The organism is Streptomyces lunaelactis (assembly GCF_003054555.1).
In the GTDB taxonomy this organism is placed as follows: Bacteria; Actinomycetota; Actinomycetes; order Streptomycetales; family Streptomycetaceae; genus Streptomyces; species Streptomyces lunaelactis.
The window spans coordinates 5,236,446-5,257,556 of the sequence record NZ_CP026304.1; the positions used below are offsets into that span (position 1 = coordinate 5,236,446).

A 21,111-nucleotide genomic window follows, 5' to 3' on the forward strand; every position below is an offset into this window, starting at 1 on the left:
GGTCGGTGGGAGAAGTGGAGGGATGTCGTCCGTTCGGTCGGGCAGGGCTACGACCAGCGCAGCGGTGAGCTTCACCACGAGTAGTGGCATGGTGGGTGGTCCCAGCCTTTCGGACCCGTCGTGGTGGACGGCGGACCCGGGAGAAACGCCGGTCCTGGAGTGAGAGACAATGGGGGCTCTGCCAGGGCGGGTTACCGCATCGCGCGGGAAGCGGCAGGCGCGGGCGAAGATCAGGGATCGCAGAGGGGACGCATGTCGGAGGCGGAGCAGTCGCGGGAGCCCCAGCGGGACGCCGGGCAGGATTCGGAGTTGGAGCCCAAGGGCGGGTCCCAGAAGCCCGAGCAGGAGTCTGGGAAGAACTCCGAGCGGGAGTCCGGGAGGAAGCCCCAGCAGGAGTCCGAGCGGGAACTCGACAAGGCCCCTGAGGCGGAGCCCAGGTCGAAGCCCGAGTCGGGGCCCAAGTCTGGCCCCGAGTCGGGGCCCACGCCGCGGTCCGGGGCCGAGAAAGAGTCCGGCGCCGGGTCCGAGGGCGCGAAGGCCGGGGCCGAGTCCGTCAAGGCGTCGGGGCAGGGCGCCGGGCAGGGCGCTGCCAAGCCGGCCGCCGGCGGGAAGGTCTTCGGGCGGGAGGCCGAGGGGCGGCTTCTTGCCGGGCGGTACCGGCTCGGAGGCGTCCTCGGGCGCGGCGGCATGGGCACGGTCTGGCGGGCCGTCGACGAGACGCTCGGCCGTACCGTCGCGGTGAAGGAACTGCGCTTCCCCAACAGCATCGACGAGGAAGAGAAGCGCCGGCTCATCACGCGTACGCTGCGCGAGGCCAAGGCGATCGCCCGGATCCGCAACAACAGCGCGGTGACGGTCTACGACGTCGTGGACGAGGACGACCGGCCGTGGATCGTCATGGAGCTCGTCGAGGGCAAGTCCCTCGCCGAAGCCGTGCGCGAGGACGGCACGCTGACGCCGCGGCGGGCCGCGGAGGTCGGGCTCGCGATCCTCGACGTACTGCGCTCCGCGCACCGCGAGGGCATCCTGCACCGCGATGTGAAGCCGTCCAATGTCCTGATCGCCGACGACGGGCGCGTGGTGCTCACCGACTTCGGTATCGCACAGGTCGAGGGCGACCCGTCGATCACCTCGACCGGCATGCTCGTCGGCGCCCCCTCGTACATCTCGCCCGAGCGTGCCCGCGGCCACAAGCCGGGGCCGGCCGCCGACCTGTGGTCGCTGGGCGGACTGCTGTACGCCTGCGTCGAGGGCAGCCCGCCCTACGACAAGGGCTCCGCGATCGCGACGCTGACCGCCGTGATGATCGAGCCGCTCGACCCGCCGAAGAACGCGGGCCCGCTGGAGGAGGTCATCTACGGCCTGCTCATCAAGGACCCCGATCAGCGGCTGGACGACGAAGGCGCGCGGGCGTTGCTCACCGATGTGCTGTACGCACCCGAGGCACCGGAGCCGCTCGCCGAGCCGGAGCCGTCGCCGGAGGCCACGCGCGTTGTCGCGCTGCCGCCGCTTCCCCCGGCGCCGTCGCAGACGAAGCCGAAGGATCCCGCTGCAGACCGGGTGCGCGGTGCGCTGCGTTCCGTACGGAACGCGGCAGTAACAGCGGCAGCGGCCGCGAAGCAGGAATCGAAGCGGCAGCCCGCGTCGCAGACGACGGGCGCGCGGCCCGCGCCGGTACGGGCGCCGCTCACCGATGTGGTGCCCCGTCGCACTCTGGTGATCATCGCGGTGGTCGTCGCGCTGGCGGTGCTCTCCGGCGTGCTCTACCTGACGCTCGGCGGCGATGACAAGGGCAGCCAGGGCAAGTCCAAGGACGACAAGACCACTTCGGCCGGGACCACGAACGGCGCCGACGGCAGCGGCAAGGGCGCCGGTGATGACGCTGCCAAGGACGACAACAAGGGCAAGGGCGACCGCCCCGACGCCCCGGCGAGCGCCGGGGCCACGGGCGGGCAGCCGTCCGGGGGGCCCAAGACCGACGACCCCGCGGCGGGGAACGGGCTGCCGGCCGGGTATGTGATGGTCACCAACGACCGGTTCCACTTCACGATGGCGATGCCCAAGGCCTTCAAGCTCGACGGCATCGCGGGTCAGAACTCCGGCGGGATATTCAATGCCGACGGTGGATTCCCGCGCGTCCAGGTCGACTTCAACGCCGGCCCCACGGACGACGCCGCCGCTGCCTGGAGGGCGGCGATGGGCGCGACGGCCGCGAGCAGCAGTGGGTACAAGCACATCGGGATCGACAAGGTCGACTACAACGGCTACCCGACCGTCGCCGACTGGCAGTTCGAGCGCACGCAGGGCGGCGAGCGGGTACGGGTCCTCAACAGGGGCTTCAAGGTGGATGCCACGCACGGCTACTCGATCATGATCACCTGCAAGTCGAGCGAGTGGACGAGCGCGGAGTGCGACACCTTGCGCAAAACGGCGTTCGCCACATTCAAGCCCAAGGACTGAGCCAGGACACGTATCGTGAGAGCTCGCGGACGGTACGCAGCCGCAAGGGGTCGTAAGAAGCCGTCAAACGACCGGAATTGACGGTTTGGTGCGGGCCTCCGGGACCAGCCGGGGGACAGCGCGCTCGTGGGGAGGCGTCGTGGACGACTATGCGGGACGGGTGCTCGCCGACCGCTACCGCCTGCCGCTGCCGCCCTCCGACGCGTACGAACTGGTCGAGACCCGCGCGTTCGACACGTACAGCGGGCAGGAAGTCCTGGTACGGCAGGTGCCGTTGCCGGAGGTCGTGGACGCGGAGATGCTCGACGCGGACGGGATGGCCGGGGCGGCGGTGCCGCGGCGGACCCACGGGCGGATGACGCGGCGGCCCACGGACCCGGCGGTGCGGCGGGCCGTCGACGCCGCGCAGGCCGCGGCGTCGATCCCCGACCACCCGCGCCTGGACCAGGTCTTCGACGTCTTCGCGGAGGGCGGTTCGCTCTGGATAGTGAGCGAACGCGTCGCCGCACGGCCGCTGGCGGCACTGCTCGCGGAGAAGCCGCTCAGTCCGTACCGGGCGGCCGAGGTCGCCTCCGACGTTCTCACCGCGCTGCGGGTGCTGCATGCGCACGGCTGGACCCACCGGAACATCACCGTCCGCACGGTGCTGGTGTGCGACGACGGGCGGGTGGTCCTGACCGGACTCGCGTCGGGAGCGGCGGAGGAGGCGCTGTGTGGGTACGCGCCGGTGCCGGAGGCGGCGGAGCCGCTGGAGACGGTGACGGAACTGCCGGAGTCCGACGGGCCGCTGGAGTCCGGGGGTTTCGAGGGCGCCGACGACTCGGATGACGCCGATGACCCGGACGACTCCTACGACTCCTACGACCAGGATCCGGGCTTCGAACCGGAGGTGGGGATTCCTGGTCCGTCCGGGCGGCCCGCGCTGCCCGGGGGCGGGACCAGCAGCGGTGTGCCGGACGTTCGTGCCGCCAGGGCGGGCGCGATCGCCGCGTACCGCGCGGGCGCCAGGGCCGCGGCGCGCATCAACGAGGACCAGCGGCAGAGCGACGGGGCCGGCGATGAGGGCGCTCGCCCGGTGCAAGCCGGTTTCGACCCGGACTGGTGGGCCCAGCCCGGCGACGTGAACCCGGCCCTCGATGTGGACGACGACGAGGACGACGGGGAGGACGAGGGCGGCTGGTACCCGGGGGACGACGCCTCACGCGGCACCGGCCACGCCCGGTTGGCCGGGACATGGCACGACGGCCCGCTCCCGGGAACCGACGGTCCGGGACCCGTACGGGCGGGCGGAGGAGGCAGCGGCAGGCCGGCCGACGACGAACTTCCGTACGTCGTGCGCCAGATACCCCCGGACGGCGGCCACGGTCCGGACGGCGGCCATGGTCCGGACCGCGACCGCTCCGGCGCCCCGGACACCGGCTCCCCCTATGGCTCCCCGAACACCGGCTCCGGGCGCCCGCCCGCGCTCCCGCCCCGGCCCGAGAGCCTGCGTGCCCCTCAAGCCGCCCGTGAGCCCTACCGGCCGACGCCCGCGCTGCCCGCGCCACGGCCCGGTGCCCCCGCCGCCGGCACCAGGGGGAGTTGGGAGCAAGGGGGTGGTGGGGACGCCCTGCGGGCCGATTCTCAGCGGCAGCCCGCCGTCGGCGGAGCCGTCCCGCCCACCGGGCACTGGGACGACATCGTCGCGAGCGGCAACACCCCCGCCTACCGCGGTCCCGCCACGCCGCTCGCCGCCGAGCGGGCCCGGCAGGCGCGGATCGCCGTCGTCGGTGCCGTCACCGAGCGGTGGGCGCCGGAGCAGGCCGGACCCGTGCACGAGAACTGGCAGTTGGCCGCCCCCGTCGGCCCCGCGACCGATCTCTGGGCGCTGGGCGCGCTGCTCTACCGCGCCGTGCAGGGCCATGCCCCGTACCCCGAGGAGAGCGCCGTCGAGCTGGTGCAGCTCGTCTGTGCCGAGCCGCCCGCGTTCGCCGAGGAGTGCGGGCCGCTGCGGCCCGTCGTCGAGTCGCTGCTGCGCCAGGACCCCACGGAGCGACCGGACTTCGAGGAGCTGCGCGGCTGGCTGCGTTCGCTCGTGCGGTCCGCGCCGGAGCCCGAGGCCGGCATGGATGTCGTGCCGCTGCCGTCGAGCGCCGTCGACGGCACGCGGCTGCCTGTCGTACGCCGCCGGGGCGAGCTGGTCCGCAGGCGCCGCGGAGGCTCGGCCGAGGTGGTCCACGGGCGCCACCGGCACAAGAAGTCCAAGCGGGAGCGCGGCGGCGGGGAGCGCGGACCGCGGTCGCTCGGCCGCACCCTCCTGTTGCTGATCCTTCTCGTCCTGGTGGCCGCCGTCGCGTACGCCGTGCTGTTCATGCCGAAGTCCGGTGGCCGGCAACAGGATGAGCCGGGATCGAAGGACGGCGCCCGCCCGCCGGCCACCGGCCCGAGCCCGGGCCGTTCGGCCCCGGACGCCCCGCCCGTGACCTCGAGCGGCAGCCCCGGAGGCGAGCAGCAGCCCCAGACCTCCGCCCCCGCCGGGAACCTGCCCAAGGGCTATGTGCTGAGCAAGGACCCCGAGGGCTTCCAGATCGTCGTCGACGGGACCTGGCAGCGCCGCCCCATCAACGACATCGGCCAAGTCCGCTACACCGACGGCGATTTCACGCTCATCGTGGTCCCCGGCCGCGACACCGTGAAGGCGAACGGCAACGACCCGCTGGTCTATCAGCGCGACAAGGAGCGCGAGCTCCAGCCGTGGCGGGACTCCTCCTGGGCCGGGGCGACCGGGCTGCGCCGTATCGACGTCGGGCAGCAGGCCACGGCCGAGGGCCAGTTCACCTGGCAGGACAGCGGCGGCCGCGAGGTGTACGTACGCAACCTCGCCCTGATCGTCGGCGGCAGCTACCACGTCATCCAGGTGATCGGTCCCGAGGACCAGCGGGACAAGGTGACTGAGGTGTACCGCGAGGCCACGACGCGCTACCGGGCGACCCGTTAGCCGCGCTTTTGCACCCGCCGCGCGGAGTTTCCAGCATCACAGTGCGGTCACTTGAGGCATCCGAGGTACCGCGCCCGTACTTCACATCCGTAACCTGTCATCCCAAGGAACGGGGCGGGGGACGTGGAACACTCTCAGAGCACGGGCGCGGGTCTGCTGCTCGCCGGGCGCTACCGGTTGAGCGAGACCATCGGCAGCGGCGGCATGGGCAAGGTCTGGCGCGCACACGACGAGGTGCTGCACCGTGTCGTCGCGGTCAAGGAGCTGACGGCCGGGCGGTACGCCTCCGAGGCCGACCGGATCGTCCTGCACGCGCGCACGCAGAAGGAGGCGCGGGCCGCCGCCCGGATCAGCCACCCCGGTGTCGTCACCGTCCACGATGTGCTCGAACACGACGCCCGACCCTGGATCGTCATGCAGTACGTCGACGGGCCCTCGCTCGCCGACGCGGCCAAGGAGTCGGGCCGTATCCCCGCGTCCCAGGCCGCCCGCGTCGGACTGCACGTGCTGCGCGCGCTGGGCGCCGCGCACGCCGCCGGGGTGCTCCACCGGGACGTCAAGCCCGCGAACATACTGCTCAACCGCGACGGCCGGGCGCTGATCACCGACTTCGGGATCGCCGCGATCGAGGGCGACTCGACTATCACCAGGACCGGCGAAATCGTCGGATCCATCGACTACTTGGCACCCGAGCGGGTGCGCGGCGCCGATCCGGGGCCCGCGTCCGACCTCTGGTCGCTGGGCGCGACTCTCTACACGGCGGTGGAGGGCGAGTCGCCGTTCCGCCGTTCCTCGCCGCTCGCCACCATGCAGGCCGTGGTGGGCGAGGAGCCGCGCCACCCCGAGCAGGCCGGGCTGCTCACGCCCGTCATCATGGCGCTGCTGCGCAAGGATCCCGCCGCCCGTCCGTCGGCCGCCGAGGCCGAGCGGATGCTGCTGGAGGCGATGGAGGGGCGGGCACCGGCCGTGCGGCCGCAGCCGCAGGTGCCGATCCAGCGGACGGCGCAGCACGCGGTACGGCCCGAGACCGCCAGGCTGCCCACCCCGACGCCGTACGTTCCCCTTCCGGTCCCCGGCCCCAACACCGTTTCCGCGGCGGGCCCCCGGCGCGGCGGCCGGCTGCGTACGGCGTTGATCGTCGTCGTCCTCGCGGCCGTCGTCGGCGGCGGCGCGGGACTGGCAGCCATGAAGTACGCGGGTGACAAGGACAACGAAGGGCGTACGGGCAACCAGTTGACCCCGGACCCCTCACAGCCGGGCGCGGGGACCGGGGACACCTCCCAGGCCGGGCGCCCCGGCTGGCACCGCGCCAAGGACCCGGCGGGCTTCAGCCTCCTGGTGCCGGACGGCTGGACGCGCCAGATGGACGGCGACCAGATCGACTACACACCCGACAACGGCCGCCACCGCATCCGCATCAGCAGTGACACGACGCCCGACTTCGAGAACCCGTACACGCACATGCTGGACATGGAGAAGAACCTCCAGCGGCTCCCCAAGTACGAGCGGATCAAGCTGCGCCCCAACACCTACCGCGACCAGACGCAGTCGGCGCTGTGGGAGTTCACCTGGACCGAGAAGAAGGACCACCCCGGCCCGCGGCGGGCCATCGACCAGATGTACATCGCGGACGACGGCACGGAGTACGCGCTCTACATGTCCGGCCCCGCCGGGGACTGGGCGAAGACCCGCGAGCAGTTCGACATCATGCTGCAGGGCTGGCGGCCTCGGGCATGATGGACGCAGGCTGACCGAGAGGGAGTTGGGTGTCCGAGGAAACGCGGCTGATAGCGGGCCGCTACCGGCTCCTGGACCGGCTGGGCCGCGGGGGCATGGGCACGGTCTGGCGCGCGGAGGACGAGCTGCTGGGCCGTCGCGTCGCCGTCAAGGAACTCCACCTGGACGACGGCGACTCCGGCCGCTCGCCGTCCCCGTACACCTCGGCGGCCGCGCCCCTGCGCGAGGCCCGCGCTGTCGCCCGGGTCAAGCACCCGCATGTGATCGTCGTCCATGACGTGGTGGTGGACGACGGACTCCCGTACATCGTGATGGAGCTGGTCGACGGCGGTTCGCTCGCCGACCGGATCTCGCGCGGCGGACCCGTCGACGTGGCGGAGGCGGCGCGGATCGGGCTCGCGCTGCTGGGCGCGCTGCGCGCCGCGCACGGTCTCGGGGTGCTGCACCGGGATCTGAAGCCCGCCAACGTCCTCCTCGAGGAGTCCACCGGCCGGGTCGTGCTCACCGACTTCGGCATCGCGCAGTTCGCGGGGTCCACGACGATCACCGAGTCGGGGTCCTTCGTGGGATCGCCCGAGTACACCGCGCCGGAGCGGATGCAGGGCGTCAACGCCGGTCCCGAGTCGGACCTGTGGTCGCTGGGCGTGCTGCTGTGCGCGGTGCTCAGCGGTGAATCGCCCTTCCGCCGGGACTCGTTGGGCGGCATCCTGCACGCCGTCGTCGAGGACGAGATCCGACCGCCGGCCGAGGCCGCGCCGCTGCTGCCCGTCGTCCTCGGGCTGCTCGACCGGGATCCGGAGCGCCGGCTCGGGGCGAGCGAGGCGGAGGAGCTGCTGCGTACGTACGTCACGACGGGCGCGCTGCGGGCGGTCGCGCCGCAGTACACGCCCACCCGCCAGGACGCGCCGCGCACACCCGCACCCCGCACACCCGCGCCCAGGCAGCCGGTCACGGCGCCCGCGCCGCCGCCGCCCGTGCGCGCCTCCCGCCGCCGTACGCCGCTCCTGGTCACCGCGGCCCTGGTCGCCGCGCTGGCCGGAGCGGGCGGGGCAGCCGCGGTGCTGCTCCAGAACGACGGCTCGGGTGACGGGAAGGCTGCCGCCACCCCCGGCCGTACGGTCGTGAGCAGCGCTCCGCCGGTACGTACGGCCCAGTCACCCGCGCCCGGCACCACCCCCCACCCCACCGTGACCGTCACCGCCTCCGCTCCCGCCAATCGGCTTGCGCCGCCGGAGGGTTACGTCGACGTGGCCGACCCGGACGGGTTCGCGCTCGCCGTCCCCGAGGGCTTCGTCCGTTCCGAGGACGACAAGCGCGTCTACTACATGGCGCCGGACAAGGGCATCAGGATCGGCATCCGCCTCCAGCAGCCGGACTCCGAGGGCCCGCTGGGTGCGATGCGCCGCTCCGACAAGGCCGGTCCGAACACCAACCCCGGCTACCGCGACGGCAAGGTCACGCCCACCACGCACAACGGACTGACCGCCGCGCTCTGGGAATTCACCTGGAGCGGTTTCTCCCAGGCCGAAGGGTCCCGGCACACGTACGACATCTGCTGGGACGAGGACGGGACGATGTACGACGTCTGGGTCTCGGCGCCGGTCGGCCGGCTCGACGAGGCGCGGCGGCACTTCGACACCGCGCTCGACTCCTTCACACCCGTAAGGATGTGAGCATGACCAACGACGGGGGACGGGCGAACGAGCCCACCGGTTACGGACTCCGGCCGCCGAACGCCGGGGTACGGGACCGGCTGAAGCTCGGCAAAGCAGAGACGAGCCCCTGATCAGGCCTTATCCGCCAGTGATCGCTGGCGCGATGGTGAGGGCCTGGTGAAAAGCTGTTACCGACGGGTACCCAAAGTTCCGTTTGCGGCATACTCTCGCCCCCATGACGGACTCGCAGGCCCCCGCCGCCGCCCCCGGCACCAACCCGACAGCCGCTGCCCCGGCCGGTGCGCGCACCGCCGCCGATGTGGTCACCCCCGAGGTGGTCGCCCAGCTCACCCGTGGTGTGGTCGGCTCCGGCCGCACCGCCAACCACACCCCCTTCACCGGTCAGAAGCTGGCGGACCTGCCCGAGTCCACCCCCGAGGACGTGGCGGAGGCCTTCGAGCGCGCCCGCGCCGCCCAGCCCGCCTGGGCCGCCACCTCGGCCCGCGCCCGCGCCGCCGTCCTGCTGCGCTTCCACGACCTGGTCCTCGAGCGCCAGGCCGAGGTACTCGACCTCATCCAGCTGGAGACCGGCAAGGCCAGGCTGCACGCGCACGAAGAGGTCCTGGCCGTCGCCGTCGCAGCCCGTCACTACGGCCGCAAGGCGCCCGCGTATCTGCGCCCCAAGCGGCACACCGGCGTCGTACCGACCCTCACCAAGGTCACCGAACTGCGCCAGCCGCGCGGGGTCGTCGGCCAGATCGCGCCCTGGAACTACCCGCTGGAGCTCTCCGTCGGTGACGCGCTGCCCGCGTTCGTCTCCGGCAACGCCGTCGTGATGAAGCCCGACACGGAGACCGCGCTCACCGCGCTGTGGGCCCGCGACCTCCTCGTGGAGGCCGGACTCCCCGCCGAGGTCTTCCAGGTCGTACTCGGCGAAGGACCGGTCGTCGGCCCCGAGGTCGTCAAGCACGCGGACTACGTCTCCTTCACCGGCTCCACGCGTACGGGCCGCGAGGTCGCCAAGGGCGCGGCGGCCCGCCTCATCGGGGTGTCCCTCGAACTCGGCGGCAAGAACGCCATGCTGGTGCTGAAGGACGCGGACATCGAGAAGGCCGCGGCCGGTGCCGTCCGCGCCTGCTTCTCCTCCGCCGGCCAGCTGTGCATCTCCATCGAGCGGCTGTACGTCCACGAGTCGGTCGCCGACGCGTTCCTGGAGCGGTTCGCCGCCCGTACGAAGGCGATGCGCCTCGGCAACGCCCTCGCGTACGGCGCCGACATGGGCTCGCTCGTCGGCGAGCGCCAGCTGGAGACCGTCACCCGCCACGTCGACGAGGCCGTCGCCAAGGGCGCCACGCTCGTCGCGGGCGGCGTCGCACGCCCCGACATCGGCCCGCTCTTCTACGAGCCGACGATCCTCGACGGCGTCGAGGCGCCGATGGCCGTGTGCACCGAGGAGACCTTCGGCCCGGTCGTCTCCATCTACCGCTTCACGGACGAGGACAAGGTCGTCGAGCAGGCCAACGGCACCCCGTACGGCCTGAATTCGAGCGTCTGGACCAAGGACGGCAAGCGCGGCCACGCCGTCGCCGCGAAGCTGCGCACCGGCACGGTCAACATCAACGAGGGGTACGCCCCGGCGTACGGCAGCGTCCAGTCCCCGATGGGCGGCATGAAGGACTCCGGTCTCAGCCGGCGGCACGGCTCCGAGGGCATCCTCAAGTACACCGAGGCCCAGACCGTCGCGCAGCAGCGGCTGATCCCGCTGGCGCCGTCCTTCGGCATGGACGACGAGAAGTACGCGGCGTTCATGAGCCGCAGCCTGAAGGCGATGAAGGCCCTGCGCCTGCGTTAGATCCAGCTGCCCTATTCCTACGAGGAGAGCCATGTCCCAGGTCCCCCCTGCCCAGAATCAGGAAGATCTCGAATACGACTACGACGTCATCGTCGTCGGCTCGGGCTTCGGCGGTTCGGTCTCCGCGCTGCGGCTGACCGAGAAGGGCTACCGCGTCGGCGTCCTGGAGGCGGGCCGCCGCTTCACCCGCGAGACGCTGCCCAGGAACTCCTGGGACCTGCGCAACTACCTCTGGGCCCCGGCACTCGGCCTCTTCGGCATCCAGCGCATCCATCTGCTCGGCAATGTGATGGTGCTGGCAGGCGCGGGAGTCGGCGGCGGCTCCCTGAACTACGCCAACACCCTCTACGTACCGCCGACGCCGTTCTTCGACGACCCGCAGTGGAAGGACATCACGGACTGGCAGGAGGAGCTGGCTCCGTACTACGACCAGGCCAAGCGGATGCTGGGCGTACGGCTCAACCCGACGATGACGCCCTCGGACGTCCATCTGAAAGCCACCGCCCAGGCGATGGGGGTCGGCGACAGCTTCCACATGGCGCCGGTGGGTGTGTTCTTCGGCGACGGTGAGGACGCCGACGGCACGTCGAAGACGAAGCCGGGCGCGGAGGTCGCCGACCCGTACTTCGGCGGAGCCGGTCCGTCCCGCAAAGCGTGCACCGAGTGCGGCGAGTGCATGACGGGCTGCCGGCACGGCGCGAAGAACACCCTCAACGAGAACTACCTCTACCTGGCCGAGAAGGCCGGGGCGGTCATCCACCCGATGACCTCGGTGGTCACCGTCACCGAGGACTCGCGGGGCGGCTTCGCCGTCAAGACCCTCCCCAGCGACAACAAGCGCAAGGCGAAGGGACGTACGTTCACGGCCCAGCGCGTCGTCGTCGCGGCCGGTACGTACGGCACGCAGACCCTGCTGCACCGGATGAAGGACGGCGGACTGCTGCCGCGCATCTCCGCGCGGCTCGGCGAGCTGACCCGTACCAACTCCGAGGCGCTGGTGGGCGCGCAGACCGACAACCGGCGCTACCGCAAGCGCCATGGCGCGGAGAAGGTCGACTTCACGCGCGGTGTCGCGATCACCTCCTCGATCCACCCCGACGAGAACACCCATATCGAGCCGGTGCGCTACGGCAAGGGATCGAACGCGATGGGCGGGATGACGATCCTCCAGGTCCCGTACAGCGCGAAGGCGCGGGTCGCCGGCTGGTTCGGAAACGTGGCCAGGCATCCCTTGCTCGCGGCCCGTTCGCTCTCCAACCGCCGATGGTCCGAGCGGACCATCATCGGGCTCGTCATGCAGTCGCTGGACAACTCGCTGACCACGTACCGCAAGCCGAAGGGCCTCGGCAAGGGCCTGCTCACCGCCCGCCAGGGCCATGGTGCGCCCAACCCCAACCAGATCCCGGAGGCCACCCGTGCCGCCTCGCTCCTCGCCGAGGAGATCAACGGCTTCGCGGGCTCCAACATCGGCGAGCTGATGGGCACCCCGCTGACGGCCCACTTCCTGGGCGGCTGCCCGATCGGTTCCTCCGCCGAGGCGGGTGTCATCGACCCGTACCACCGGCTGTACGGCCACCCGGGCATCTCGGTCGTCGACGGCTCGGCGGTCTCGGCGAACCTCGGCGTGAACCCGTCCCTGACGATCACGGCGCAGGCCGAGCGGGCGATGTCGTTCTGGCCCAACAAGGGCGAGGATGACCGGCGTCCGGCGCAGGATGCGGCTTACGAACGCCTGGCGGCGGTGGCACCGAAGTCCCCGGCGGTGCCGGAAGAGGCGTTCGGCGCGCTGAAGCTGCCGTTCCTGGGGATCCCGGCGGTCCCGCCGAAGAAGTAGCCCCGAAGCAGCCGCTCTGGGACCGGACATGCGAAGGCCGCTGCACCCCCCTCCGAGTGCAGCGGCCTTCTGGCTCTACGGGCCGGGCGTTACGCGGTGGCGTCACCGCTGCGGCGGCGCTTCATCGCGAAGACGACACCGGCACCGGCGACGACGGCGATGCCACCGGCGATGCCGACGGTCGGCAGGATGGAGCTGGAACCGGTCTCGGCGAGGTTGCCGGTGACCGGGATCGCCTTGGCGTCACCCTGCGGCTTGACGTCGTTGCCCGGCTTCTCCCCGTTCGGCTCGGAGTCCTCGACGTCACCGGGGTTGCTGCCGGCCTTGACGATCGTGAACGGGTAGATGTCGCCGTTGTCGTAGCACGTGTACGTGTCGTCGTCGGCGCCGTTGTCGTAGCTGCCGGCGGCGATTGCGAGGCCGTCGCCCGCGGGGGCGCCCTTGTCGATCTTCACGCGGAGGTCGATCGTGACCTTCTTGCCGGCATCGAGCGGGAACTCGCCGAAGAAGAAGCCGTTGTTGAACGGGGCGTCAGCGAAGTCGTTGACCCACGTGCCGGACTCGGGGTCCTTGTACTCGAAGTGCGCGTACTTCGCGACGAGCTTGTCGTCGGGGTTCTCCAGACCCTTCGCGTACGTCGCGGCGGAGAAGACCAGCAGGCTCTCGATGTCGGTCTTGCCGGTGTTCTTCACGTTGAACGTGAACTTCTTCCAGCCACTGCCCGCGACGATCTTGTTCGGGAAGCCGCCGAGGGAGACCTTGACGGACCCCTTTTCGCACTCGAAGTCCGGGTCCTCCTCGTCCTCGCCCGGCTCGCTGGCCGGCGCGCTCGGCGTCGTCGCCGGGCTGCTCGAGCTGCTCGCCGGGGCGCTCGGCGTCGTCGCCGGGCTGCTCGACGTGCTCGTCTCAGTGCTCGACGTCGTGGCCGGGCTGCTCGGGGTCTCCGGGGCGCTCGGGCTCTGCGAGGTGGAGGGCGCGGCCGGTTCCGAAGCGGTCGGCGTCGGCGTCGGCGACTCGGTCGCGAACGCGGCCGGCGCCGCCAGGAACGTGGCGGGTGCGATAACGGCAGTCGCGGCAGCGAGAGCCATAGCGCGGCGAAGCTTCATGAAGACCTCAGTGAAGTCCGGCGTACCGCATCGCTGCAGCACGGAGCTGAAGGGCCTTCCGAGATGGGGGTACACGGGTGAGGCCGTTGATACGCATGCATGACCTGTGAATGGCCGGAATGGTTGCCCCCGGATTCACAGAAACTTTATGTGGCGCCCGTCACATGCGACCGTCACATGCAACCTTCTTCGCCCCGCCATGGTCGAACTCCTGCCGCCGTACCGCGGCAACTCGGCTCCCACCCACGAAAGTCGTGATGAGACGCATTGGCTTCGCTGCCTTCGCCGTCGGCCTGCTGGCCGCCGGTCTGGCCGCCCCCGCGGCGCACGCCGCCGACCTCCAGTTCACGCTCAGCGGACCCGCCGAGGTCGGTCTGCGTCCGTACCCCGCGAGCGGTGCGCCGAAGAAGTCCACGGTCGATGTCACCGTGAACAACCCGTCCCAGGACGAGGAACGCGGCCGCTTCGAGGGCGAGTACACCGTCAGCTTCGACTTCAGCGGCCTCGCCGGGATCGCCGATGTCCGCTTCGGCGAGACCGGCGGCTCGGACTGCACGATCACCGGGACCACCGGCATCTGCACCGACTACGGGATCCGGCCCGGGCTCAACGGCGTCGCCGAGCTCGAGGTCTCCGCCGCCAAGGGCAGCAAACTCGGTGCGACCGGCGACATCAAGGTGACGGGCACGGCCGAGGGCGCGACCTTCACGTCCCACGTCACCAAGGTGACTGTCGGCGGGCCCGACTTGGTGATGAAGCGGCTGCCACTGAAAGCGGACCTGACGCCGGGCGAGGTGCAGCCGGCGCCGTTGTCCTTCGCCAACACAGGCACCTCGGCCGCCGACGGCATCTTGCTCACGGTGATCTACTCGCGGGGCATGGAACTGACCCAGCGGTACTCCAACTGCGAGTACAGCGAGGGCGGCGAGCCGTTCGTCGGCTCCTGGACCACCGCGCTCTGCACGTTCGAGGGCAGTTACGAGGCGGGCGCCGTCTACGAGCTCGACAAGCCGCTCGGAATCAGGGCCACCGAGCGCGCCTACTTCGACAGCTTCATCTACCGCGTCAACGAGGACAGCCCGCAGGAGCGCACGGCCCAGCGCGGGGGCCGTACCTACACGCCGGGCAGCGGCCCGGCGCTGACCGTTACGAAGAAGCCGGTCTCCGCCCGTTCCGCGGACCTCGACCCCTCTGACAACCAGCAGGAGTTCGACTTCCGTACGAAGAACACCGCGGACTTCGTCGCGTACGGCGCCGAGAGGATCGGCGCGGTGGGCGAGACGGTCGACGCGCTGATCGGCTTCCGCAACAGCGGCCCGGCCTGGATCGGCTACATCCGCTCCGGCGAGTCCGTCGCCACGGTCGACTTCCGGGTGCCCGAGGGCGCCAAGGTCACCAAGAAGCCGGCGGGCTGCCAGGCTCTGACGACCGGCGGCCGCCCGAGTGGGCTGGAGCTCGGCGCTCCGCGCTACTCCTGCGACACCCGGGCGAGCGTCCTGGACGGTGCCGACTTCGCGCTGCCCTTCGAGCTGAAGATCGAGAAGGCCGTCGCGAACGCGACCGGCACGGTCACCGTGCGGAACGTCCAGGGGACCGATCCCGTGCTGCCCTTCGACCCGAAGACGGCCAACAACACGGCGAAGTTCGTCCTCAACCCCACGGACTCCGGCTCCGACGCGGGCGGCACGTCCGGCGGCGAGGACCCGACCGGCGGCACCGAGCCGCCCGTGGACGACGAGGAGCAGACGACCGGCGGCACCTCGGAAGGCCCGGCCACGGCGGGCGGCTCCACCGGCGGCTCCTCCGGCGGGGACTCCGCCCAGGGTGGCCTGGCCGCCACCGGCTCCGGCGCCCTGCTGACCGCTGCGGCAGCCGCAGCGGCCCTCGCGGCGGGCGGCACGCTCTACTTGGCGGCCCGACGCCGGACAACACGCGGCTGAAGCAAGAGCTGACCGGCAAAGCTAAGGGCCCCACGGACTCGTCCGCGGGGCCCTTAGTGGTCAGCACCGGCGTCAGGGCAGCGGCGCCGGTGCCGAGGCCGCGGCGCTGGGGGGTAGCGCCGCGTGGGAAGGGTCGCCGACCCGGCGCACAAGCGGCGCACGAGTGGTATCGACCTTTGGCAATATGGTGGCGCAGAGCGGGGGAGCGCCTTTTCTGCATCGTGCTGGATGGGCCGCGGCCTGCGCAACCGTTTCGACCGGATGCGGTCGGTCCCGAGCGTCCCCGGAACCGACCGCCCTTGGGGTGACCGGGCTGCTGTCCCCTGCCGACCGGTCACACGCGCCGGAGCGAGGTCCCACGACGTACCTGCGATACGTCACACGCCCCAGCGGAGCCACGCGTGGTTTCCTTCAGCCGCCCCTGGCTGGCACGGACATCGGTACCAACGAAGCCCCGGCGCATGCGGTCACGCGCCGGACGGGTGAGGATGCGCCCGAACTCAGGTCCGTGTGCCGGGGTGTCCGGGGCTCAGATCCGGCCCCGGCAGAGCTCCAGAAGCGTCATCGCGAGCGCGGTACCCGGCCTGCCGAGCGCGTCACGGAAATGGCCGAGAACCTCCATCTCGCGCGCCAGGTTCACGCGGCGTCCGCCGGAGGAGATGCGGGCTTCCTGGATGACGGCCGAGACGGCCATCCGTTCCTGGATCAGCCCGATGATCCGGTCGTCGAGCGCGTCGATGCGGCTGCGGGCATCGCCGATGAGGGAAGCGGCCTCGTCGGTACGGGCGCCGGTGTCGGTCACGGTCATGCGGGGCTCCTTGTCGGGGGCGGCGCCCCGGAGCGGCAAGGCCCGGAAATGACAGAACGCCCCGGGCCTTGTCGGCCCGGGGCGCCTGGGAAGTCGCTTGTCAGTGGCTCAAGCAGCACGACCATGGCAGCCGGACGGGCCGGTGCCATAGGTAAAGAGGAAGCTCAGCTGCTTGGACATGCGGCGATTATGGCCTGCCGCGCGGAGCGGGGCCAAGCGGGTTCGGATGGTGAGACAAGGACGGGGGCGCGAGCCCCGTTAGAATCGACAAAACCAGCCCCCTTTTCCGCCGGAAGGCCGCCCTCGTGCCAGCAGCACCCTCCGCCGCCCCCGACGTCGTACTTGTTGTCGACTTCGGCGCGCAGTACGCACAGCTCATCGCCCGCCGCGTCCGTGAGGCCCGGGTCTACAGCGAGATCGTCCCGTCCACGATGCCCGTGGCCGAGATGCTGGCCAAGAACCCGAAGGCGATCATCCTCTCCGGCGGCCCCTCCTCCGTGTACGCGAAAAGCGCGCCGCGGCTCGACCGGGCGATCTTCGAGGCCGGGGTCCCGGTCTTCGGTATGTGCTATGGCTTCCAGCTGATGGCGACGACGCTCGGCGGGACCGTCGACAACACGGGAGCGCGTGAGTACGGCCGTACTCCGCTGCATGTCTCCAAGACCGGCTCGACCCTCTTCGAGGGCACCCCGGCCGAGCAGCCGGTGTGGATGTCCCACGGCGACGCCTGCTCCGCCGCCCCCGAGGGCTTCACCGTCACCGCGTCCACGGACGTCGTGCCGGTCGCGGCCTTCGAGAACGACGAGAAGAAGCTGTACGGCGTCCAGCACCACCCCGAGGTGATGCACTCCACGTACGGCCAGCAGGTCCTGGAGCACTTCCTCTACCGGGGCGCCGGCATCGAGCCGACCTGGACCACCGGCAATGTCATCGAGGAGCAGGTCGCGGCGATCCGCGCGCAGGTCGGCGCCAAGCGCGCGATCTGCGGTCTGTCGGGCGGTGTGGACTCCGCGGTCGCCGCCGCCCTGGTGCAGAAGGCCATCGGATCCCAGCTGACCTGCGTGTACGTCGACCACGGCCTGATGCGCAAGGGCGAGACCGAGCAGGTCGAGAAGGACTTCGTCGCGGCGACCGGCGTTCAGCTGAAGGTCGTCGACGCACAGGAGCGGTTCCTGAACGCGCTCGCCGGGGTCTCCGACCCCGAGGAGAAGCGGAAGATCATCGGCCGTGAGTTCATCCGGGTCTTCGAGCAGGCGCAGGCCGAGATCATCGCCGAGGCCGAGCATGGCGAGGACGTCGCGTTCCTCGTGCAGGGCACGCTCTACCCGGACGTGGTCGAGTCCGGCGGCGGTACCGGCACGGCGAACATCAAGTCGCACCACAATGTCGGCGGCCTCCCCGAGGACCTCGAGTTCGAGCTCGTCGAGCCGCTGCGCCAGCTGTTCAAGGACGAGGTCCGGATGGTCGGCCAGGAGCTCGGCCTGCCGGACGAGATCGTCCAGCGCCAGCCGTTCCCGGGCCCGGGCCTCGGTATCCGTATCGTCGGCGAGGTCACGCGCGAGCGCCTCGACCTGCTGCGCGAGGCGGACGCGATCGCCCGCGAGGAGCTCACGGTGGCCGGCCTGGACCGCGACATCTGGCAGTGCCCGGTGGTGCTGCTGGCGGACGTCCGCAGCGTCGGCGTGCAGGGTGACGGCCGTACGTACGGGCACCCGATCGTCCTCCGTCCCGTCTCGTCCGAGGACGCGATGACGGCGGACTGGACGCGGATGCCGTACGAGGTGCTGGCGAAGATCTCGACGCGGATCACGAACGAGGTCGCGGATGTGAACCGCGTGGTGCTCGATGTGACGAGCAAGCCGCCGGGCACCATCGAGTGGGAGTGACCCACCTGGATCGACCGACGCCGCCGCTCACCCTGTGTGGGCGGCGGCGTCGCCGTATCCAGGGCAGCCACGGCGGCTACGACGGTTCCAGCTCGAAGTCGTCGAAGTGGAAGCCCGGCGCGACGATGCAGGTGACCAGGACCGGTTCGCCGCCCGCGGGGTCCGCGGCCTGCCAGGTGCCCGCCGGGACCAGGAGCTGGGGCTGCTCGCCCGACTCGACGGATGGGCCCAGGGTCAGCGTCCTCGGCTCGGCGGGCTGCTCGCCGGTCCCGCCCAGGTGCAGATTGAGCGGGCCGCCGCGGTGCCAGAGCCAGAGCTCGTCGGAGCGTACGCGGTGCCAGCGCGAGCGCTCGCCGGGGTGGAGCAGGAAGTAGATACCGGTCGCGTACGCCCGCGGGCCGCCGTAGCCGGGTGGATTCGTCGAGCCAGCCGTCTTCCAGGTCTCCCGGTACCAGCCGCCCTCGACATGCGGTTCGAGGCCGAGGAGCGGGACCAGCGGGGATGTCGTGTCGGTCATGAGCGCATTCTCGTGCAGGGCGCGTGAAGTCTCTGTTCAGTTCAGGTACCCGGAGGTAGCTTCCAGCCATGACTGAGACGCCTGCGCCCATCCCCGTCGAGCAGCTGCGATTCGCCATGCCGCCCGTGCACGATTCCGTGGTGGACGAGCGGGCGTACCGGAAGGAGCGGCTCGCCGGGGCGCTGCGGCTCTTCGGGCGTTTCGGGTACGAGGACGGGGTGTCCGGTCATATCACCGCGCGGGATCCGGAGTTCACCGACTGCTTCTGGGTGAACCCCTTCGGAGTGCCGTTCGCGCATGTCACGGCCGGTGACCTGATCCTCGTCAACGGGGCGGGGCAGGTCGTCGTGGGGCGGTACCACGTCAACCAGGCCGCGTTCACCGTGCACGCCCAGGTGCACCTGGCCCGGCCCGATGTCGTCGCCGTCGCGCACAGCCACTCCGTGCACGGGCGGGCCCTGTCCGCGCTCGGCGAGCTGATCGAGCCGATCACGCAGGAAGCCTGCGGCTTCTACGAGGACCATGCCCTGGTCGACCGGTACACCGGCGTGATCGTCGACGAGGAGGAGGGGCGGCGGATCGCGGGTGCACTCGGCGCGTACAAGGCTGTCATCCTGCGCAACCACGGGCTGCTGACCGTCGGCGACTCGGTCGACGCGGCGGCCTGGTGGTTCATCTCCATGGAGCGCTGCGCCCAGGTGCAGCTCGCGGCGCGGGCGGCGGGCAAGCCCGTGCTGATCGAGCACCGGGACGCGGTCGCCACCCGCGAGCAGCTCGGCAGTGACCTGGTCGCCTGGATCAACTATCAGCCCCTGTGGGGGCAGATCAGCCGCGCCGAGCCTGACCTCCTGCACTAGAGGTGGTCAACAAGGCGGCGGCACATTCACCCCCTGTAGCCTCGGGCGCCGGAGCATGCGCCCCTTCCGTACGGCACAATTCCCAAGAATCACACGGAAGTTCACTCGAGGCAGGGCTTGGAAGGCGGCGTCGGTCGTGGCGGTGCAAGAAGCGGGACAGTGCGACGACTGTACGCACGGCGCGCGCGAAGGGCATCGGCGGGCAGTGGCAGCCTTCCTCGCCAAGCGGGACGAACTGGCCACCGGGCAGGGACTGCCGGTCGCCCTCTCACACTCGCCGAGTGCCTCACGCCAGTGGGTGTCGGACGAGCTGACCCAGTCGGCGCGCACGGTCGCCGACCGCAGCCGCGAGGCGGGCGATGCGTGGCTCCAACTGGTCTGGCGCCGCTCGCTGCTGGCCGTGTGGGCCGGCGTCGCCGCGCTGGTGCTCGGGCAGGGGCTGACCGCGATCGGAGCGGGCTGGACCGACGCGCGTACGGCCGGGCTGATCGCCGCCGTCACCGTCGGCGGGCTGCTGACCGGCGCGGCCCGCGCGCACCGTTCGCGCGGCGGCCTCCTCGCGCCGCTGATCGGCGAGGACAACCGGCTCTCCACCTCGCGCGCCGTCGCCTCCGCATGGGTGCTGCTCGTCGTCTTCGCGGTGCTGGTGCTGGCCCTCCAGCTGGCGCTGGCCTCGTCCACCGCCGACCGGGACACCCTGATCGAGGGGCTCGATCTCGCCCGGGGCATGGGCATACTGTCCGTCCTCGCGCTCGTGTGCGTGATCGCCGTCGCCGTACGCCACGTGGTCGCCGTACGCATCATCGGCCGGCGGCTGCAGAAGGTACGGGCCGACCGCCCGCGCTGCGCCGATCTGCTCTGCGACGACGCCGGGCGCGGCAACTTCGCGGATGCCCAGTACGCGCTGATGAGCGCCGTCGCGGTGGTCTTCGCGCTGGTACGGCTCGCCCGCCGGCCCGAACAGCTGCCCGATCTGCCGTGGGGGCTCGCGCTGCTCGTCGCGGTCTCGGCGGCGACGTACTTCGCCGGGAAGTTCGCCGAGGGCAGCCGGCCGGTCGTCCTCTCCGTCGTCCGGGCCCGCGAGGCCGGGGACCTGGACGCTCCCATCCGTACCGGCGACGACATCGAGATCCGCGGCGTCGGCTTCGTACCACCCGGCGCGGGTGCCCCCGACCGGCTCGCCCGGATGGTCGTGCGCATCGGCCCGGTGCATGTTCATGTCCCGCTGATCCCGGTGCCCGGCGGCTTCGCCAACCCCACGGACTCGGTGCTCACCGTGCCGGTCCCGGCGGAGGTCGAGCCGGGACGGGTGGACGTCCAGGTGGTGACGGCATCGGGGGCGGAGAGCAACCGCTGCGCCATCGAAGTGACGGACTGACCGCCGGTCAGGCTGTTGTCACAGTGTGAGCCGCATGGCTGGTGAGCCGTGCGGCTTCGTCGTACGTATGGTCAGTTGACGGGTCAACCGAAGGCGGGACCAAG

General features: G+C 71.4%; 14 protein-coding genes. 11 read left to right on the forward strand and 3 right to left on the reverse strand.

What is annotated here, in order from left to right:
* Positions 1-252: 252 nt before the first annotated feature.
* The 6 genes from SLUN_RS24315 (at position 253) to SLUN_RS24340 (ending at position 12,515) form a co-directional block, all read left to right on the forward strand.
* Positions 253-2,460 carry a protein kinase domain-containing protein gene (locus tag SLUN_RS24315; protein WP_108151630.1) on the forward strand — a complete coding sequence of 736 codons (2,208 nt, stop codon included), beginning with the start codon at positions 253-255 and terminating at the stop codon, positions 2,458-2,460.
* 139 nt (positions 2,461-2,599) lie between these two features.
* Positions 2,600-5,437 (forward strand): serine/threonine kinase C-terminal domain-containing protein, encoded by a 2,838-nt coding sequence (locus SLUN_RS24320; RefSeq protein ID WP_108151632.1) that lies wholly within the window; start codon positions 2,600-2,602, stop codon positions 5,435-5,437.
* A gap of 123 nt (positions 5,438-5,560) precedes the next feature.
* A complete protein-coding gene (locus tag SLUN_RS24325) occupies positions 5,561-7,174 on the forward strand; it encodes a serine/threonine-protein kinase (protein ID WP_108151634.1) in 1,614 nt (537 codons plus the stop codon).
* Positions 7,175-7,203: 29 nt separating this feature from the next.
* A complete protein-coding gene (locus SLUN_RS24330; protein WP_371413844.1) occupies positions 7,204-8,847 on the forward strand; it encodes a serine/threonine-protein kinase in 1,644 nt (547 codons plus the stop codon).
* A gap of 217 nt (positions 8,848-9,064) precedes the next feature.
* The gene (locus SLUN_RS24335) at positions 9,065-10,681 is read left to right on the forward strand and encodes a succinic semialdehyde dehydrogenase (RefSeq protein ID WP_108151636.1); all 1,617 of its coding nucleotides are present in this window, start codon (positions 9,065-9,067) and stop codon (positions 10,679-10,681) included.
* Between the two features lie 31 nt (positions 10,682-10,712).
* The gene (locus SLUN_RS24340; RefSeq protein WP_108151637.1) at positions 10,713-12,515 is read left to right on the forward strand and encodes a GMC oxidoreductase; all 1,803 of its coding nucleotides are present in this window, start codon (positions 10,713-10,715) and stop codon (positions 12,513-12,515) included.
* An 89-nt stretch (positions 12,516-12,604) separates the two neighbouring features.
* On the opposite strand, the gene SLUN_RS24345 is transcribed toward SLUN_RS24340, so the two are convergent.
* Positions 12,605-13,207 carry an LPXTG cell wall anchor domain-containing protein gene (locus tag SLUN_RS24345; protein ID WP_108151639.1) on the reverse strand — a complete coding sequence of 201 codons (603 nt, stop codon included), beginning with the start codon at positions 13,205-13,207 and terminating at the stop codon, positions 12,605-12,607.
* Positions 13,208-13,274: 67 nt separating this feature from the next.
* Between SLUN_RS24345 and SLUN_RS24350 the strand changes: the two genes are divergently transcribed.
* Together SLUN_RS24350 and SLUN_RS24355 are read left to right on the forward strand one after the other, a co-directional pair.
* Positions 13,275-13,724 carry a hypothetical protein gene (locus SLUN_RS24350; RefSeq protein ID WP_175313773.1) on the forward strand — a complete coding sequence of 150 codons (450 nt, stop codon included), beginning with the start codon at positions 13,275-13,277 and terminating at the stop codon, positions 13,722-13,724.
* A 154-nt stretch (positions 13,725-13,878) separates the two neighbouring features.
* Positions 13,879-15,561: a peptidase gene (locus SLUN_RS24355; RefSeq protein ID WP_175313772.1), complete on the forward strand. Its 1,683-nt coding sequence runs from the start codon at positions 13,879-13,881 to the stop codon at positions 15,559-15,561.
* Between the two features lie 529 nt (positions 15,562-16,090).
* On the opposite strand, the gene SLUN_RS24360 is transcribed toward SLUN_RS24355, so the two are convergent.
* Positions 16,091-16,369 carry a chorismate mutase gene (locus SLUN_RS24360; protein ID WP_108151641.1) on the reverse strand — a complete coding sequence of 93 codons (279 nt, stop codon included), beginning with the start codon at positions 16,367-16,369 and terminating at the stop codon, positions 16,091-16,093.
* 305 nt (positions 16,370-16,674) lie between these two features.
* On the opposite strand from SLUN_RS24360, the gene guaA reads away from it, so the two are divergent.
* Positions 16,675-18,255, forward strand: a complete 1,581-nt coding sequence (gene guaA, locus SLUN_RS24365; protein WP_108151643.1) for a glutamine-hydrolyzing GMP synthase — start codon at positions 16,675-16,677, stop codon at positions 18,253-18,255.
* Between the two features lie 76 nt (positions 18,256-18,331).
* Here guaA and SLUN_RS24370 read toward each other — a convergent pair whose 3' ends face one another.
* A complete protein-coding gene (locus tag SLUN_RS24370; protein ID WP_108151645.1) occupies positions 18,332-18,772 on the reverse strand; it encodes a cupin domain-containing protein in 441 nt (146 codons plus the stop codon).
* 68 nt (positions 18,773-18,840) lie between these two features.
* On the opposite strand from SLUN_RS24370, the gene SLUN_RS24375 reads away from it, so the two are divergent.
* Both SLUN_RS24375 and SLUN_RS24380 read left to right on the forward strand, forming a co-directional pair.
* Complete coding sequence (locus tag SLUN_RS24375) at positions 18,841-19,629, forward strand: class II aldolase/adducin family protein (RefSeq protein WP_108151647.1); 789 nt, start codon at positions 18,841-18,843, stop codon at positions 19,627-19,629.
* Between the two features lie 136 nt (positions 19,630-19,765).
* Complete coding sequence (locus tag SLUN_RS24380) at positions 19,766-21,007, forward strand: hypothetical protein (RefSeq protein ID WP_108151649.1); 1,242 nt, start codon at positions 19,766-19,768, stop codon at positions 21,005-21,007.
* Positions 21,008-21,111 lie beyond the last annotated feature (104 nt).